Consider the following 16,950-nt stretch of genomic DNA (forward strand, 5'->3'; position numbering starts at 1 on the left):
TGCGGAACAGCCACGTTTTTCATCCCCAGTCAGCGCCCCCGGACCTGCTCCGGCGTGGCGCTGGCGGCGCTTCATGTCCACTTAATCTTGACCGCGCCCAATGCAGTTCGTGGGCAGTCAGTCCACATCTTCACCAACACGGACACAGAAACCTCACCATGAAACTGCACATCACCGCCCTTGTTCTTGCACTCAGCTCCGCTGCCGCACTGGCAGGCCCCGCCTGCAATGCCCCCGAGGGGACATGGATGAAGGAAGCCGACTTCAAGGCCGGGCTCGAAAAACAGGGCTACCAGATCCGCACATTCAAGGTCAGCAAAGGCAAGTGCTACGAAATCTATGGCCTGGACAAGGCGGGCAAGAAGGTGGAGATCTATTTCGACCCCGCCACCGGCGCCGAACTGGAGCGCAAGTAAGCGGCAGCGCCCGCGCCTGACAGACCTGACGCAGCGAGTTCCGCATGAACCTTGCCCACTCCACACAAGCTCCCGAAACCCACCGGGTGTGGGACCCCTTCGTCCGCATCTTCCACTGGAGCCTGGTCGCCTGCGTGGTCCTGAACCAGTTTGTTCTGGAGGATGGCAAAACCGCCCACGAGTGGGTGGGCTACACCGCCAGCGCGCTGGTACTGGCGCGCGTGCTCTGGGGCTTTGTGGGCACCCGGCATGCGCGCTTCAGCGACTTCTTTCCAACCCCCACGCGCCTGGCCGCGCACCTGCGGGCCCTGCAGCGCGGCGAGCATCCGCACCACGACGGCCACAACCCGCTTGGGGCCGTGATGATGCTGGCGCTGATGGCGCTGGTGCTGGCCCTGGGTGCCACGGGCTGGATGCAGACGACCGACGCTTTTTTTGGCGAAGAGTGGCTGATGGAGTTGCACGAAGCCTTGGCCCACGGCTTGCTGTGGGCGGCGGGGCTGCACGCGGCGGCGGCCATCGTCATGGGTCGGCTGGAGCGGGTGCGCCTGGTGCGCGCGATGGTCACCGGCGTGAAGCAGCGCTTCTGACGCGGAAGAAAAGGAAACGCGTGCGATTGCTGCTGCTGGAAGACGACCCCACACTGGGCGAAGGACTGCGGGATTTTCTGCAGCACGACGGCCACCGGGTGGACTGGTGCACCACCCTGGCGCAAGCCAGGGCCCTGGTGTCCGAGCCCTATGACGCCTGGCTTCTGGACTGGAACCTGCCCGATGGCTCGGCACTGGACTGGCTGCGCAGCCTGCGTGCCAAGGGCGGCCGGACACCCGCCCTGGTCCTCACGGCGCGCGACATGCTCAGCGACCGCATCCATGGCCTGGACAGCGGGGCTGACGATTTTCTCGTGAAACCGTTTGCGCCCGAGGAACTGTGCGCGCGGCTGCGGGCCCTGTCGCGCCGGATCACCGGTGGCGCACCCTGCAAGGCGTTTGGCGCCGTCGATGTGCGGCTGGCCGACAAGGAGGTGCGCCTGCACGGCCTGCGGGTGGAGCTGACGGCGCGCGAATGGGCTGTGCTGGAGGCCCTGGTGCTGCGCGCGGGGCGCACGGTGTCGGCGCCTGACCTGCAGGCGCTGGTGCTGGGGCTGGACAACGACCTCAATAGCAATGCGCTGCAGGTGCATGTCTTCCACCTGCGCAGCAAGCTGGGCAAGGACCTGATCCAGACCGTGCGCGGCCTGGGCTATCGGATGGCCGCCCCCGGCCTCCCGGACTGAGTGCAACCACCACATGGTCAACAACACCCGATTGCCGTCCATCCGGGGCCGCCTGATCCAGTCGCTGCTGTGGTCCTCGGTCGCGTTCGGCCTGCTGACGGCCCTGGTGGTCTGGTTGGTGATCGCCCACGAAATGGGCGAACTGATGGACCAGGAACTGCGCGAAACCTCGGAGATATTCCACAACGTGCTCGCAGCCCAGCCCGGCTTTGCCTATGGAGCTTCCAGCGCCACCCAGCATTTCGACTACGAAAAACACCTGATCTGGCAGGTGGTCGATGCGTCCACAGGCCAGGTCCGGAGCCGTTCACACAAGGCCCCCGCCACGGCCCTGCAGACAGCGCCTACGGCCCAGGTTGCGTGGACGGCCGATGGCCGGTGGCGCGCGTTTTCGTCGGCCTTCCCACAAAGCCCCCGGCACTTTCTGGTGGTGGCCCAGAGCCGGCAAGAGCGCAACGAGGCGCGCAGCGAGGTGGTGCTCTACACCCTGGTGGCCGCCCTGTCCATGGGCCTTTTTTCTGCGCTGTGGATGAACTGGCGCATCCGCCAGGAGCTTCGGCCCCTGGCCACCCTGAGCCACGACGTGCAGCGCTACGACCCGCTGCACCCCGACACCGCGCCCCGCGTTGAGCCCAGGGCCGAGCTTTTGCCCATCGAGCAGTCCATCGCGGACCTGGGGCACCGGCTGGCGCGGCGCATCGTCAGCGAACGCGCCTTCACCGCTCATGCTGCCCATGCCTTGCGCACGCCCGTGGCGGGCATCGACGTGCAGCTGGCTCTGGCGATCAAGGAGGCGCCCGAACCCCTGCAGCCCCGGCTGCAGCGCGCACGCGAGGCGGCAGGCCGGCTGGGGCGCGTGATGCAGGCGCTGCTGACGATGTTCCGCAGCGGCGTCGAGCCACAGCGCCAGGACGTGGATCTGCGCCAGCTGGTCGATGCGCTGGCCTTTCACGACATGGCGATCACCATCCACCAGCACACGCGGCTCGCGGCCGACCCGGACCTGCTGGCGGCAGCCCTGCTGAACCTGCTGGACAACGCGCACCGTTTCCATGCCCGACAGGTCACCATCACCACACTGCAGGCAGGCGCACACAGCATCCTGCGCGTACAGGACGATGGCGATGGCTGCCCGCCCGCCACCTGGGCCCTCTTGCAACAGGCACTGCAGCAGCAAGCCTATGGCGACGGCAGCGCGATGCGCGGCCTGGGCCTGGTGCTGGCAGACCTGGTGGCCCGCGCACACGGCGGCCAGACCGTGTTGCCAGAATGTGTATCAGGCTTCACCATCGAACTGCACTGGCCCGCCCCATGAGCCCGCATCCGAGCCAAACAACAACCCCAAGAGCCGCCCGATGAAAAGCCGTCACCAACCCCGCACCCCCTCCCGCATCGTGCCCTGGTGCCTGGCGCTGCCGTGTATCGCCGGTGCCCTGCATGCCCATGCCGAAGCGCCCATGCACACCGACGATGCAGGCACGCTGGCCCAGGGCGCGCTGAAACTGGAAGGCACCCTGGGCCGCGACGCCCAAACCCGCAGCAGCGAGCTGCTGTTTGGCATGGGGCTGCTGCCCGGCCTGGAGATGGAGGTGTCGCTGGCCCACGGCCGCGACAAGGGCCAGAGCCCGGCCACCACGCTGCAGGGCCGGGGCTGGGGGGTGAAGTGGGTGCCTATCCAGAACGATGCGGGCTGGTCGCTGGGCGCCCGGGTCGACCTGGGCCACACCCGCGTGCGCGACGACGCCACCCCGGCACATTTTTCAGAGCGGGCTGTCACCATCACCGGCCTGGCCACCTACCGGTTTGCCAACGGCCAGGCGCTGCACCTCAATGCGGGCCACCACACCGTCCGCGTGCAGGGCGTGCGCCACCGCGCCGCCACCTGGGCGGTGGGGCACGAACTGCCGCTCACCGCCCAGCTGCGCCTGACCTCTGAGGTGTTTGGCGAACAACGGTCGCGCCCCGACAAGGCCCTGGGCCTGCGCTACGAAATTGCCGAAGGGCTCAAGGCGTCCGTAGCCGTGGGCCGTGGAAATGGGCGCAACTTCAGCCAGGCGGGCTTGGCTTGGGAGTTCTGACCGGGGCGCCGTGACTGCCACGGCACAATCGGCGGCCTATGCCTGCCGCCGGTCACGACCCTGCCCCTCCCGCGCCCCCTGATCAGCCCCGGTCGAACCGGGCTGCCCTGGTCGCCGCCTGGGCCCAGGCCCTGCGCCAGCGCGCCGATGCGGCCACGCTGCAGGCGCTGGCCCCGCTGACCGACGCTGAGGCTGCACGCGTGATGGCGCTGCTGCGCGACGGGGCCGCACCAGCCTCTTCTGTGGCCCCCATCGCTTCGTCGGCGCCAGCCCCTGCGGCATCCGGTGTGGTCGCAGGCCAATTCCGCCCCCGGCTCACCCTCATGACCCTGGGCCGGGGCGACGGCCTGCTGGGCATGGCGCCGCAGGGCAAGCTGGGGCCGCGCGGCGACAGCGTGACCCTGGCACAGATCGACTGGACCTACCGCACCGATACCGGCGCGCAATGGGAGACCGCCGCGCCCACCTCGGTGCTCAACGCCCGCCCCGCACCCGTGCAAGACCTGTACGACACCGGCGGCCCCGTGCTGCGCATGCAGCGCAACCTGGCCGCCGAGGCCGACGCCATGGACCGCGTGTGGGACCTGGGCCTGACCCCCGTGGACCCCAAAAGCCTGCAGTGGCGCCACCGCGCGGCCGCCGCCACGCTGGGCCCCGTGTGGACCCTGGTGCAGGAGGCGCACTTTGGCGACTTCTGGGCCGACATGGTTCCGCAGTTGCGCGCCGAGGGCTGGAGCGTGGTGGTGCACCCCGGCTTCGCACACGAAAGCGTGCCCGTGTCGCGCTGGAAGCTGGTCATCGCCCCCGACACCGGCGAGCTACTGGCCAAAGAGGTGGATGGCCCGCTGGGCACCCGCCAGCGCCCCGTGCAGAAGCTGCACCTGCCCGAACGCGAAGGCGCCTGGCTGCTGAGCCTGGGCATCGAGATCGACGGCGTGGTGCTGGACCTGGCCCCCATGCTGGCCGACCTGCTGCGCCGCGACGTGCGCTGGCTCAACGCGCGGCAGATGGCGGCCATCGACGACATCGCCATCATCTCGCTGCGCGCACCAGGCGGGCGCCGCATCGACGCACCCGCCGGGCCGCTCAAGGCCATCGTGGGCGCCATGGTGGACCTGTTGACGGACCCCACCCGCAAACAGCTGAAGGACGGCGACCCGCTGCGCCTGGGCGCCTGGGAGGCCCGGCGTATCGAGGCTCTGCGTGCCGGGCTGGTGCAAGCGCACCGCGTAGGCACGGTGAACGGCTGGAGCAACGACTGGCAGCTGCAGGGCGACGCGGGCCTGGCCCAGCTGGCGCAGCGCCTGCGCCGCATCGGCACACCGCAGCCCGTGGCCGCGCCGCAGGGCCTGCAGGTGCAGCTGCGCCCCTACCAGCTCGACGGCCTGGCCTGGCTGCAGTACCTGCGCGCCCAGGGCCTGGGCGGCATATTGGCCGACGACATGGGCCTGGGCAAAACCGCACAGGCGCTGGCCCACGTGCTGGCTGAAAAGGAGGCCGGCCGCCTCACCCGCCCCGCCCTGGTCGTGCTGCCCACCTCGCTGCTCTTCAACTGGCAGGCTGAGGCCGCGCGCATGGCACCGGGCCTGCGGGTGCTGGCCCTGCATGGCGCGAGCCGGGGCCAGCGCTATCTGCAGATTGCCGACCATGACCTGGTGCTGACCACCTACCCGCTGCTCTGGCGTGACGTGGATGCGCTGGCGGCAGAGCCCTTTCACCTGCTGATCCTGGACGAAGCCCAGATGGTGAAGAACGCCGGCAGCCGCAGCGCCCGCGCCCTGCGCAAGCTGCAGGCGCCACACCTGCTGTGCCTGACGGGCACGCCGCTCGAAAACCACCTGGGTGAGCTGTGGGCGCAGTTCGACTTTTTGATGCCCGGCTTTCTGGGAGACATGCGCAGCTTCAACGCGCGCTGGCGCAAGCCCATCGAAGAGAACGGCGAAACCCTGCGCGCCCAGCTGCTGGCCCAGCGCGTGCGCCCCTTCATCCTGCGCCGCCGCAAGCAGGATGTGGCCACCGAGCTGCCGCCGCGCACCGAAACCATCTTGCGCGTGCAGCTGCAGGGCAAGCAGCGCGAGCTGTACGAGGCCGTGCGCACCACGGCCGACAAGCAGGTACGCCGCGCGCTGGAGCGCCAGAGCTTTGATGGCGCGCAGATCACCATCCTGGATGCACTGCTCAAGTTGCGCCAGGTGTGCTGCGACCCGCGCCTGGTCAAAGGCGCGAAGATCCACCCCGGCACCGAACGGGCCAAGCTCGAACTGCTGGCCGACATGCTGCCCGCCCTGGTCGAAGAAGGCCGACGCGTGCTGGTGTTCTCGCAGTTCACCGAAATGCTGATGCTGGCCGCCGAACAGCTGGACGCGCTGGCCCTGCCCTACCTCACCCTCACCGGCCAGACGCCACCGGGCCAGCGCGGCGCGGTGGTAAAACGTTTTCAGGCGCAGGACGCGACCAGCGCACCCGTCCTGCTGGTGAGCCTCAAGGCCGGCGGCACAGGCCTCAACCTCACGGCCGCCGACACCGTGATCCACCTCGACCCCTGGTGGAACCCCGCCGTGGAGGAGCAGGCCACCGCCCGCGCCCACCGCATCGGGCAGGACCAGCCCGTGTTCGTCTACAAGCTGGTGGTGGAAGGCAGCATCGAAGAGCGCATGCTGGAGCTGCAGGCGCGCAAGGCGGCGCTGGCCAGCGGCGTGCTGGGCCACGACGCGGCCGGTGCGCTCAAGTTCAGCGAGGCCGATCTGCAAGCCCTGTTGGCACCACTGGCCGAGCCCGCCGACAACCCGCTCGCCATTCCGGGTGAGGATGCGAAACGTTGGGGTGGCACCGGCCAGCGCCGCCCGCGCCCGATGCAGCCACCAGAATATGAATAAAAATGGCCTCTACCGCCTGATAGGAATGCCTTTATAGCTATCAAAACAATAGTATTTGATGGGCGAACAGGGGCAACCGACGGCGCACCCAGTCGAGGTGCAGAATTCAAAAGCAAGCTTCGGAGTGCGCTCCGCGCGCGCCGTTTCTACAGTGAGGGCATCGCAACGCCATCTGTTCGCACCCCGTGTGTGAACAGGTTCTTTTCGGAGCCCTCACCATGCAAGCCCTAGCCACCGTAGTTTCTTCACCACCCCCACTGCCCATGCCAACCCGCCCGGCACCCCGACGCACCCAGGCAGCGCAACAAGCCGCCGCCACCCAGGCCGACCCGCGCTGGGCGGCGGTGCTGGCGCGCAGTGCGGCGGCAGACGGCAGCTTCTGGTATTCGGTGTTGTCCACAGGCGTGTACTGCCGCCCCAGCTGCGCGGCGCGCACGCCCCGGCCCGAGAACGTGCGCTTCCACGCCAGCTGCGCCGACGCAGAAAACGCAGGCTTTCGCCCCTGCCAGCGCTGCAAGCCGCAGCAGCCCTCCGCGGTGTCGCACCATGCCGAATGGGTGACCCAGGCCTGCCGCTTCATCGAAGCCGATGCGGCCGAGGGCCGCGCACCCACGCTCGATGCGCTGGCCGCCCGGCTGGGACTGAGCAGCTCGCACCTGCACCGCATCTTCAAGCAGGCCACGGGCCTCACGCCCAAGGCCTACGCCGCCGCGCAGCGCGAGCAGCGCGTGCGCAGCGCACTGGGGCACACCACCGATTCGGTGACCGAGGCCATCTACGGCGCGGGCTACCAGTCCAGCAGCCGCTTCTACGAAAAATCGGCCCAGGTGCTGGGCATGACCCCCGCGCGCTACCGCGCCGGCGGCGCGGCGCAGCGCATCCACTTTGCCGTGGCGCAATGCTCGCTGGGTGCCCTCCTCGTGGCGCACAGCGGCCAGGGCTTGTGCGCCATCCTGCTCGGCGACGACCCGGATGTGCTGGTGCGCGATCTGCAAGACCGGTTTGCCCAGGCCCAACTGGTGGGCGGCGACGCCGGTTTTGAATTGCTGGTGGCCCAGGTCGTGGCCTTTGTCGAGGCACCAGGGCGGGGGCTGGATTTGCCGCTGGATGTGCGGGGCACGGCCTTCCAGCAGCGCGTGTGGCAGGCGCTGCGCACCATCCCACCCGGGCAGACAGCGAGTTATGCCGAGATTGCAGCGCGCATCGGCGCCCCTGCCGCCACCCGCGCGGTGGCGCAGGCCTGCGGCGCCAACGCGCTGGCCGTGGCCATCCCCTGCCACCGGGTGGTGAGGAGCGACGGGGCGCTCTCAGGCTACCGCTGGGGTGTGGAGCGCAAGCGTGCGCTGCTGGAGCGCGAGTCCGGCGCCGCCGCACCCACGCGCCTGCAGGAGAAGGCCGCATGAGTGGCTTGAGCGCCCTGCCCCACAGCACACCCGGGGCCAGCAGCCCCTGGCCCGGGCGCGTGGCCGCGCTCGACTGGGCCCAGGCCACCGACGACCTGCACACCCAGGGCCACACAGTGCTGCCGCAACTGCTGAGCGCTGAGGAATGCACGGCCCTCGCCGGGCTCTATCGCCAACCGGGCCCACCTCTGTTCCGGAGCCGGGTGGTCATGCAGCGCCACGGCTTTGGCCTGGGCGAGTACCAGTATTTCAGCTACCCGCTGCCGGACATGGTGGCCGGGCTGCGTGACGCGCTCTACCCGCAACTGCAGCCCATCGCCAACCACTGGAATGCCGCCATGGGCATCGACGTGCGCTACCCCGCGCAGCACGCCGACTTCATCGCCCGCTGCCATGCGGCCGGGCAACTGCGCCCCACGCCACTGCTGCTGCAGTACGCACCGGGCGACTACAACTGCCTGCACCAGGACCTGTATGGCGAACATGTGTTCCCGCTGCAGGTGGCCATCCTGCTGTCGGAGCCCGGCCGCGACTTCACCGGCGGCGAATTCGTATTGACCGAACAACGCCCCCGCATGCAGTCGCGGGCCGAGGTCATGCCTCTGCGCCAGGGTGACGCCGTGGCGTTTGCCGTGCACCACCGCCCGGTACAGGGCACACGCGGCACCTACCGCGTGAACCTGCGCCACGGCGTGAGCCGCGTGCGGTCAGGGCAGCGTCACACAATGGGCATCATTTTTCATGATGCTGAATAGGTGGCGATGACCCTCGGCCTGTTTGACGACCTGCCCGCCACGCCCCAGGCCCCCGAGTGGCTGGAGCCGGGTGCCGTGGTGCTGCGTGGCTTTGCCCTGCCGCAGGCAATTGAGTTGCTGCAGGCCGTCGATGCCATCACGGCCCAGGCGCCCTTCAGGCACCTCATCACGCCCGGCGGGCAGCGCATGTCGGTGGCCATGAGCAACACTGGCGCGTTGGGCTGGATCAGCGACCGCAGCGGCTACCGCTATGGCCCCACCGACCCCACCACCGGCCTGCCCTGGCCGCCCATGCCTGCGCTGTTTCGCCAACTGGCCCGGGAAGCGGCCGAGGCGGCGGGCTACCCCGGCTTTGTGCCCGACGCCTGCCTCATCAACCGCTACGCGCCCGGCACACGGCTGTCGCTGCACCAGGACCGCGACGAAGGCAACTACGACCACCCCATCGTGTCGGTCTCCCTGGGGATCCCGGCCATCTTCCTGTGGGGCGGTGCCGAGCGCGCTGACAAGGCCCGGCGTGTGGGCCTGTGGCATGGCGACGTGGTGGTGTGGGGCGGCCCGGCACGGCTGCGCTTTCATGGCGTGGCGCCGCTGGCCGACGCCAGCCATGCGATGACGAGCGGGTTGCGCATCAACCTCACGTTTCGCAAGGCATCAGGCTGATCGCCCCCGCCGGCCGGGCTCAGCGAATGGGGTAACCCGTGGCGCTGCCGATGGCTGCGAGCATCCGGTCGGCGTCCTTGCGCCCCTGCAGGTCCTGCGCCACGGTGATCTTCTTGCCGCTGCGCAGCTCGGCCTCGATGCGGTAATACACGTTGCGGCGGTTGTTGCTCTCTACCGTGTAGCTCTCCACCACACGCAGCCGGGCGATTTCGGGGCCGGGCACCTGGTGCCACTGCAGCATCAGGCCCAGCAGGCGCCGCTCGGTGCGCAGGCCCTCGTGGTCGATTTGCACGCGCAGGCTGTTGGCCAGCGCATAAAACGCGGCCACCAGCACCGCGCCCCCCAAACCGCCAAACCCCAGGCGAAAAAGCCAGGGCGCGATGTCGGACTGGGCTTCCTGCTCCCAGGGCACCAGCGCGCCCACAGCCAGAAACAGCGCCCCCACCATGCCCAGCCCCAGCTTGAGGCCCCACCAGCGCCCAGCCGGAAAGTGCATCTGCACCCCGCCGGGGATTTTTTCGAGCTTGCCGGGAGCGCCCGCTGCAACGGCTTTGCTCGCCTGCTGGTTGAGCGGCTTGCCCCCGCGCAGCACAAACACCAGCAGGCCCACGCCCACACCGCCAAACAACACCACAAACACCATCTTGAACGCCAGCAGCCCGGGCCGCAGGCTGCGGTCGATCACGGCATCGGCCGGGTGCGAGGGATTGACCCAGACCTGCACCGGCTGCCCGGCACGCAGCGCCTGCTCCAGCCGCTCGCCCAGCGCCTCCTGAAAGTCGCCCACGTTGTCGCCGCCACCGCTGATGGCCACACGTTCGCCCTCGTACGCCCGGCCCGCCACCTCGTAGCGGTAGCGCGCCGTCACGTGGTACGAAGTGGATTTGCTGCTGCGGCTGCTGTTCAGGCTCGCGGCCAGCAGCGTGGCGTTGACCGGCTGCCAGAACTGCATGCGCGACCAGTCGTACAGCGTGGGCAACACGCTCAGCAGCAGCATGCCCACGCCCACGGCGGCAAAAGGCAGGGCAAACAAGCCCATTACCCAAAGGCCCGGCTGTTTCTTGCCCGGTTTGTCCATAGGCATCTCCCGCACCGCACTGCGGCGGCTGGGGTGATTCTGCGGGCAAAGCCAGTCTTCTGGCCAGTTTTTGCAAAGGCGCAGGGCTTGCGAGCGTCAGCCCCTCAGCGCTCGATCACGTCGTTGTTGCTGCCATTGCGCGAGATGCGCGACTTGAACCCCACAGGCACGTAGACGGTGTTGCCGCTGCCATCCAGCTCGATGCGCTCCACCGTGGCGGTCTTGAGCACAAAAATGCGGTTGTTCATGCCCGCCACGATCAGCCGCGCCACCGTGTTGCCCGCGGCCACCGTCACGTCGTTGCGCGCGCCGGTCACCTCCAGGTCGTAGATGCCGGTCTTGTCAATGGTCTTGTCCATGCTGATGCCGTCCACGGTGACCACATGTCCTTCGTCCGACGTGCCGCCGCAGGCCGACAGCACAGACATGAACAAGGCGCACACCAGGTTGCGCGGCGAAAACAGGGTGATGGCGTTTTGCAGATTCATACGGAAGCCCCCAGCCGGGGTGAAAGAAACAGAGAAGCCCGCAGTCTGCAAAGACCCGCATGAAGCCCCCATGAAGCCGCCGCCGTGCCGGGCGCCCCAGATGAAGCTTTCATGAACACCCACTGCGCGTGCCCCCCTGCGCGGCACGGCCCGCTCCTAGAATCGCCGCGACCGCCCCATTTCTCACCCCTCACACCCTGTCGCATGGCCAGCATCCTTCTTGTGGAAGACGATCTCCCTCTGGGCAACTCGCTGCAGCGCGTGCTCACCGTGGCGGGCCACCATGTGGTGTGGCTGCGCACCTGCGCCGATGCACGCCGGTTTCTGCAAGAACAGACCTTTGCCCTGGTGCTGCTGGACATTGGCCTGCCGGACGAGACGGGGCTCAGCCTGCTCGCCTGGCTGCGCGCCCAGGGGCAGGCCACGCCAGTGATGCTGCTCACCGCCCGCGACAGCGTGGGCGAGCGCGTGCTGGGGCTGGACGCGGGGGCCGACGACTACCTGGGCAAGCCGTTTGCCATCGAAGAGCTGCTGTCGCGCGTGCGGGCTCTGCTGCGGCGCCACAGCGGGCAGACCAGCAGCGTGTGGCAGATCGGGCCGCTCAGCATCCACACTGCGCGGCGCAGGGTGCAGGTGCATGGGCAGGACGTGCACCTCTCCGCCCGCGAATACGACATCCTGCGCGCCCTGGCCGAAGACCCGGGCCGCGTGCTCACCCGCGCGCAGATCGAGGCCAGCTCCAGCCCTGCCGACACGCTGGACAGCAACGCCACCGACGTGCATGTCTACAAACTGCGGCGCAAGCTGGGCAACCACCTCATCAGCACCGTGCGCGGCGTGGGCTATGTGCTGGAGGCGCCCACACCCGCCATGGACCCGGCACCATGAGCGCAGCCGCCATGCACGCCGCACGCGCGGCCACGGCAACGGCCCCCGGCGCACCCCGCCCGCCCTCGCTCATCCGCCGCCTGATCGCCTGGCAAGCCCTGGCGCTGGTCGTGGCCTGGCTGGCGCTGGCCTCGGTGATGACCTGGATGGCGCTGGAACGCAACCCCGAAGACATCGACACGCGTCTGCGCGAAACCGCCCGCATCCTGGCCGAGGCCGCCGCTGGCCCCGAGGCCACCCTGCCCGCCCGCATGTTGGCCGCCCAGGGCGCGTTGCTGCGCATCACCGGCCGCGACCTGCTCGGCATGGCGGGCCTGACCCACACCCGCGTGTTGAACACGCAGGGCCAGGTGCTGTACCGCAGCAGCGAAGACGTGCCCTGGCCGGACACCGCCACGAAAGCCACCACAGAAACCGCCCCGGCCCCACCCGGCAACCCGCCCTGGCACCTGCACACCCAGGCCGCCAGCGACGGCAGCGTGGTGGTGCAGGTGGCCGAGCCCGGCGCGCTGCAGCTGGCCGCGCTGCTGCCCGTGCTGTGGCTGGTGCTCAAAAGCCAGCTGGGCGTGTTTTTGTGGCACGGGCTGGTGGTGTGGGTCACGGTGCGCAGTGGGCTGGCGCCGCTGCGGCAACTGGCGCAGCGCATCTCGCGCCGCCGCGCGAGCGACCTGGCGCCCGTGCAGGTGGACAGGCTTTATGCCGAAACCGCGCCCGTGGTGCACGAACTCAACGCCCTGCTCGCCCACGAGGCCCAGCGGCTGGAGGCCGAACGGCGTTTTCTGGCCGACGCCGCGCACGAGCTGCGCACGCCCCTGGCCGCCATCAACGCCCAGGCCCACCAGCTGCTGACCGAGCCCGACCCCGCAGCGCGGGCCGACGCCGCCCACGCGCTGCAGCAGGGCATCACCCGCGCATCGCACTTGCTCACCCAGCTGCTGACCCTGGCCCGCGCCGACGCCGCCGCCCAGCCCGCTGCCCCGGCTGTGCACCCCACGCTGGACCTGGCCGACCTGCTGCGCAACCGCGTGGCCCTGCTCGTGCCCCTGGCGCGCGCACGGCGCATCGAACTGGCCCTGAACGCCCCCAACCACCTCCACGCCCAGCTGGACCGCGAAGGCCTGTGCTCCGTCATCGACAACCTGGTGGACAACGCCATCCGTTACGGCGTGGCCGGTGGCAGCGTGGAGGTGACCCTGGGCACGGATGACGCAAGCACCTGCGGCCCTATCGTGCTGCTGGTGCAGGACAACGGCCGGGGCATCGCCCCCGAACACCGCGCCCGGGTGTGGGAGCGCTTCTACCGCGTGCCCGGCACCAGCGAGGCGGGCACGGGCCTGGGCCTGGCCATTGCACAGCGCGTGGTGCAGCGCATGGGCGGCACCCTGGGCTTTGCCGACGGGCTGGGCGGGCGCGGCGTGGGCCTGCGCTGCGTGCTGCCGCGCGAGCCGCTGACCGCGCCGGGGGCGTTGCCCGGCACGGCAGCAGCGGAAAAATATGAATAAAAACAGGCTCTACCGCGCGATGGATATGCCCAACCAGCTATCAAAATAAAAGCAACCCAACTCCGGTATCCACTGCGCAGCCCAAAAGTCGTAGTTGCCCTTTGCCAGAATGGCGCCATGAACGCCACCCCACACCGCCCGCCGCGCTACTGGCTCATGAAGTCCGAGCCCGAGGAATGCTCCATCGACGACGCCCTGGCCGCCCCCAATGCGACCGTGCCCTGGACAGGGGTGCGCAACTACCAGGCGCGCAACTTCATGCGCGACGAGATGCAGGTGGGCGACGGCGTGCTGTTCTACCACTCCAGCTGCCCCGAACCCGGCATCGCGGGCATCGCCCGCGTGGCCGGCGGCACCCGGCCTGATCCCACGCAGTTCGACCCCGATTCGCCCTACCACGACCCCAAATCCAAGCCCGACCAGCCCCGCTGGCTGCTGCTGGACGTGCAGGCCCTGCGCAAGACCCGGCTGATCTCATTGGCAGAGCTGCGCGAGCACCCGGACCTGGCGCAGATGCGCGTACTGCAGCGGGGCAACCGGCTGTCGATCACGCCGTTGGAGGCGGTGGAGTGGGAGGCGATTACTGGGCGGTTGCTGGGGGGCCGCTAACGGCACCCACCGGGCCACTTAGGGGTGGCACTCACCGGCTGCGCTCGGCCGACACATGCCCCTTGTTTTCGTACATGGCGTGGTCGGCGCGGCGCAACAGGTCGGTGGCGTTGGTGCCGTCCTGGGGGTAGATGGCGGTGCCCACGGCGGCAGACACCCGCACCAGGCGGCCACCGCCCAGGTCGATGGGTTGTTCGATGGCCTTGAGCACGCGCTCCATGGCCCGGGTGATCTCGGTGGGGGCGGTGACGGCGGTGAGCAGCAGCACAAACTCATCGCCGCCGATGCGCGCGGCGGTGTCGTTGGCGCGCAATTGCTCTTGCAGGCGCTGGCCGGTCACGCGCAGCACCTCGTCGCCCATGTCGTGGCCGTACTGGTCGTTGATGGGCTTGAAGCCGTTGAGGTCCATGTAGCACAGCGCGGCCATGCTGCCGGTGCGGTCGCACAGGGCCAGCGCCTGGGCCACACGGTCGGCCAGCATCAGGCGGTTGGGCAGGCGGGTCAGGCTGTCGTGGAAGGCAATGTGCTCCACCTGCTGCTGGTACTGCTTCATGGCCGTGATGTCCTGCATCAGCCACAGGGATTCACCGTCGGCGTTCAACGCCACGCCGTTCACGTCGATCCAGACTTCTTCGCCATTGAGCTTGCGCATGCGGCGCTGCTGGCGGTAGTGCTGGCCCGAGGCCAGCACGGCATAGGCTTCGCGGCCAAAGGCCAGGAAGTCCTCGCGGCTCACATACATCTCTTCGGTGGTGCGGCCCTGCAACTGGCCGGGGGCGTAGCCAAAGATGCGCTCCAGCGCCGGGTTGCGCCACAGGATGACGCGGTCCTTGATCTTGGCGATGCCGATCAGGTCGTTGTGCAGCATGGCCTGCTGCTCCTCGTTGAGGGCATGCAGCGCCTGCCGCGCCGCATGCAGTTCCGACACGTCGTACATGATGGAGCGGCTCATCACAAATTCGCCCGCCGCATCGCGGATGGCGGTGGCGGACACACACACGCGGCGGGGCGCGGCACTGCGGCCCAGCAGGGTCAGCTCCAGGGGGCCGATGTGTCCGGTCTCCTTCAGGATGGGGAAGTACTTTGCGAACTGCGCCTTGCCTTCGGCATCAAAAAAATCGGCCACCCCCAGCTTGCCCACCACCTCCTCGCGGCTTGCGCCCAGCCAGGACAGGGTCTGCTGGTTGATGTGCACGTACTTGCCGTCGCGGTCGAGCGCGTAGTAGCCGCAGGGGGCGTTGTCGTACAGGTCCTGAAAGCGCTCTGACGCGCGGGCCAGGTCGGCCTCCAGCTGGCGGCGCTCGGTGATGTCGCGGCCCACCGATTGCCATTCCACCAGCTGGCCGTCTTCGTCAAACAGTGCCCGGTTGCTGAACTGGCACCAGCGCACGGCGCCGTCGCCTGCAAACACCCGGTTCTCGACCACCACCATCGGGTTGGCGGGTGTGACGGTGGCCAGCTTCTGCGCGACCAGCGGGTAGTCGTCCGGATGCACCACGGGGGCCCACACGCGGCCCAGCAGGTTCTCGCGCTTGAAATCGAACAGCCTGCAAAAGGCGTCATTCACAAAGGTCAGGCGATTGCCGCTGTCAAAGCGGCAGATGATCTCGGTCTGGTCCTCCAGGATCGAAAGGTAGCGCTGCTCGCTCTGGTGCAGGGCCTCGGTGCGCTCCTGCACGCGGTGCTCCAGGTCGGTGTTGGCGCGCTCCAGCGCGGCGCGCCCATCGATCAGGCCCTGGGTCATGTTCTGCAGCGCAGAGCGCAGGTGCTGGAACTCCACCGTCTCGGTCTTGAAGTCCAGCGCCACAAACCGCCCGGTGGCCTCCACCTGCCGGGCCGCTTCGGCCAGCTTTTCCACCGGCTGGCTGAAGCGCCGCGCGGCCCAGTAGGCCACGCCCACCAGCATCACGGTCATCAGCACCAGCATCACGGCCACGATGGTGTGCAGGCGGTTGATGGGCTGCAGCGCCAAGTCCAGCGGTTGGCGCGCCACCAGCAGCCAGCCCAGGTCGGTGATGGTCTGCGAGGGCACGGGCACCAGGCCAGTGAGGTAACGCTGGCCCGGCGACTCGCCCCAGGACATCACCTGAAACCGCCCCTGGCTGGGCAGGATGGGCAGCGCAGAGCGCGGCAGCTCGATGGCCCCGGCCGCATTGAGCACGCCTTCCTTGTTGACCAGCAGCACCTCCATGCCGCTGCTGGCCACCGCCCCGGGGCTGGCGCGGCGGATGATGTCCTGCACCCAGGCCCAGTTCACGTGGGCCGAGATCACGCCCTTGAAGGCGGAATCCTGCCCGCGCACGGGCGAGGCGTAGTCCATGAAACGCAGGGGCACGCTGCTGCCGGGCTCGCGCAGGTGCTTGTCCAGCAGCACGGCGTCGTGGGCGTCGCCCACGTAGGGGCCGTTTTTGCCCGCATTGAACCAGGGCCGCTGCGACACGTTCTGGCCCAGCAGCAGGTTGCCGGTGGCCACCTGCACCACGCCCGCCTCGTCGGTCAGGCCGAGCCACGAATAAAAGGGGTAGGACTGCCGGATCTGCTCCAGGTGGGCCTGCAGTTGGGGGCCGTAGGCCTCGGGCCGGGTGACCATGGGCAGGTGGCTGAGCAGCGAAATTTCGCGCTCGCGCTCCAGCATGCCCTGCGAGAGCGCCAGCGCAATGGGCTGGCTGGCGTTCATCAGCGACTGGCCGCTGAGTTCGGTGAGGTGGCGGCTCAGCACCTCGTCGGCCACAAAGCCGATGGCCAGGCCCGTGAGCACGGCCGTGCCCCCAAACAGCAGGGTCAACCGGGCGCGGGTGGTCTGCAGCCAGTGGGAAACGTGGGACACGATGGTCATGAAAACGGCTGCGGCTGCAATTTCTGTAGTGAACCATTGTGGCACCGGGGCATCGCACCGAAACTCGTGAAACCCCTCGTGC

Annotated in this window: 15 protein-coding genes; 12 read left to right on the top strand and 3 right to left on the bottom strand. The window is 68.9% G+C overall.

Annotated features, from left to right (window positions below; all coding sequences use genetic code 11):
• The first annotated feature begins 158 nt into the window (after window positions 1–158).
• The 9 genes from CBY09_RS02700 to alkB all read left to right on the top strand — a co-directional run bounded on the left by CBY09_RS02700 (window position 159) and on the right by alkB (window position 9,467).
• The gene (locus CBY09_RS02700) at window positions 159–416 is read left to right on the top strand and encodes a PepSY domain-containing protein (RefSeq protein ID WP_094286164.1); all 258 of its coding nucleotides are present in this window, start codon (window positions 159–161) and stop codon (window positions 414–416) included.
• Between the two features lie 44 nt (window positions 417–460).
• Window positions 461–1,006, top strand: coding sequence for a cytochrome b/b6 domain-containing protein (locus CBY09_RS02705; protein WP_094286166.1), 546 nt, complete (start codon window positions 461–463; stop codon window positions 1,004–1,006).
• 20 nt (window positions 1,007–1,026) lie between these two features.
• A complete protein-coding gene (locus CBY09_RS02710) occupies window positions 1,027–1,692 on the top strand; it encodes a response regulator (RefSeq protein ID WP_094286168.1) in 666 nt (221 codons plus the stop codon).
• 13 nt (window positions 1,693–1,705) lie between these two features.
• Window positions 1,706–3,007 carry a sensor histidine kinase gene (locus CBY09_RS02715; RefSeq protein ID WP_094286170.1) on the top strand — a complete coding sequence of 434 codons (1,302 nt, stop codon included), beginning with the start codon at window positions 1,706–1,708 and terminating at the stop codon, window positions 3,005–3,007.
• A gap of 40 nt (window positions 3,008–3,047) precedes the next feature.
• Complete coding sequence (locus CBY09_RS02720; protein ID WP_240515557.1) at window positions 3,048–3,770, top strand: hypothetical protein; 723 nt, start codon at window positions 3,048–3,050, stop codon at window positions 3,768–3,770.
• 38 nt (window positions 3,771–3,808) lie between these two features.
• Window positions 3,809–6,646 carry a DEAD/DEAH box helicase gene (locus CBY09_RS02725; protein ID WP_094286172.1) on the top strand — a complete coding sequence of 946 codons (2,838 nt, stop codon included), beginning with the start codon at window positions 3,809–3,811 and terminating at the stop codon, window positions 6,644–6,646.
• Window positions 6,647–6,909: 263 nt separating this feature from the next.
• The gene (gene ada / locus CBY09_RS02730; protein ID WP_240515558.1) at window positions 6,910–8,049 is read left to right on the top strand and encodes a bifunctional DNA-binding transcriptional regulator/O6-methylguanine-DNA methyltransferase Ada; all 1,140 of its coding nucleotides are present in this window, start codon (window positions 6,910–6,912) and stop codon (window positions 8,047–8,049) included.
• Entirely contained in the window at window positions 8,046–8,804 is a 759-nt protein-coding gene (locus CBY09_RS02735) for a 2OG-Fe(II) oxygenase (RefSeq protein ID WP_094286176.1), read from the top strand. The genes ada and CBY09_RS02735 overlap by 4 nt, the downstream gene beginning before the upstream one ends.
• Before the next feature lie 6 nt (window positions 8,805–8,810).
• Window positions 8,811–9,467, top strand: a complete 657-nt coding sequence (gene alkB, locus CBY09_RS02740; RefSeq protein WP_094286178.1) for a DNA oxidative demethylase AlkB — start codon at window positions 8,811–8,813, stop codon at window positions 9,465–9,467.
• Between the two features lie 19 nt (window positions 9,468–9,486).
• Here alkB and CBY09_RS02745 read toward each other — a convergent pair whose 3' ends face one another.
• Together CBY09_RS02745 and CBY09_RS02750 are read right to left on the bottom strand one after the other, a co-directional pair.
• Window positions 9,487–10,545, bottom strand: a complete 1,059-nt coding sequence (locus CBY09_RS02745; RefSeq protein ID WP_240515559.1) for a DUF3592 domain-containing protein — start codon at window positions 10,543–10,545, stop codon at window positions 9,487–9,489.
• Between the two features lie 104 nt (window positions 10,546–10,649).
• Window positions 10,650–11,033 carry a hypothetical protein gene (locus CBY09_RS02750; RefSeq protein WP_063460201.1) on the bottom strand — a complete coding sequence of 128 codons (384 nt, stop codon included), beginning with the start codon at window positions 11,031–11,033 and terminating at the stop codon, window positions 10,650–10,652.
• A 204-nt stretch (window positions 11,034–11,237) separates the two neighbouring features.
• On the opposite strand from CBY09_RS02750, the gene CBY09_RS02755 reads away from it, so the two are divergent.
• From CBY09_RS02755 to CBY09_RS02765, 3 genes are all read left to right on the top strand, one after another.
• Complete coding sequence (locus CBY09_RS02755; protein ID WP_094286182.1) at window positions 11,238–11,921, top strand: response regulator transcription factor; 684 nt, start codon at window positions 11,238–11,240, stop codon at window positions 11,919–11,921.
• A complete protein-coding gene (locus CBY09_RS02760) occupies window positions 11,918–13,423 on the top strand; it encodes an ATP-binding protein (protein WP_094286184.1) in 1,506 nt (501 codons plus the stop codon). The genes CBY09_RS02755 and CBY09_RS02760 overlap by 4 nt, the downstream gene beginning before the upstream one ends.
• A 117-nt stretch (window positions 13,424–13,540) precedes the next feature.
• The gene (locus CBY09_RS02765) at window positions 13,541–14,032 is read left to right on the top strand and encodes an EVE domain-containing protein (RefSeq protein WP_094286186.1); all 492 of its coding nucleotides are present in this window, start codon (window positions 13,541–13,543) and stop codon (window positions 14,030–14,032) included.
• A gap of 31 nt (window positions 14,033–14,063) precedes the next feature.
• Here CBY09_RS02765 and CBY09_RS02770 read toward each other — a convergent pair whose 3' ends face one another.
• Window positions 14,064–16,868: a PAS domain S-box protein gene (locus CBY09_RS02770; protein ID WP_094286188.1), complete on the bottom strand. Its 2,805-nt coding sequence runs from the start codon at window positions 16,866–16,868 to the stop codon at window positions 14,064–14,066.
• Between the last annotated feature and the right edge of the window lie 82 nt (window positions 16,869–16,950).

This window comes from Acidovorax kalamii, assembly GCF_002245625.1.
Classification (GTDB): Bacteria; Pseudomonadota; Gammaproteobacteria; order Burkholderiales; family Burkholderiaceae_C; genus Acidovorax; species Acidovorax kalamii.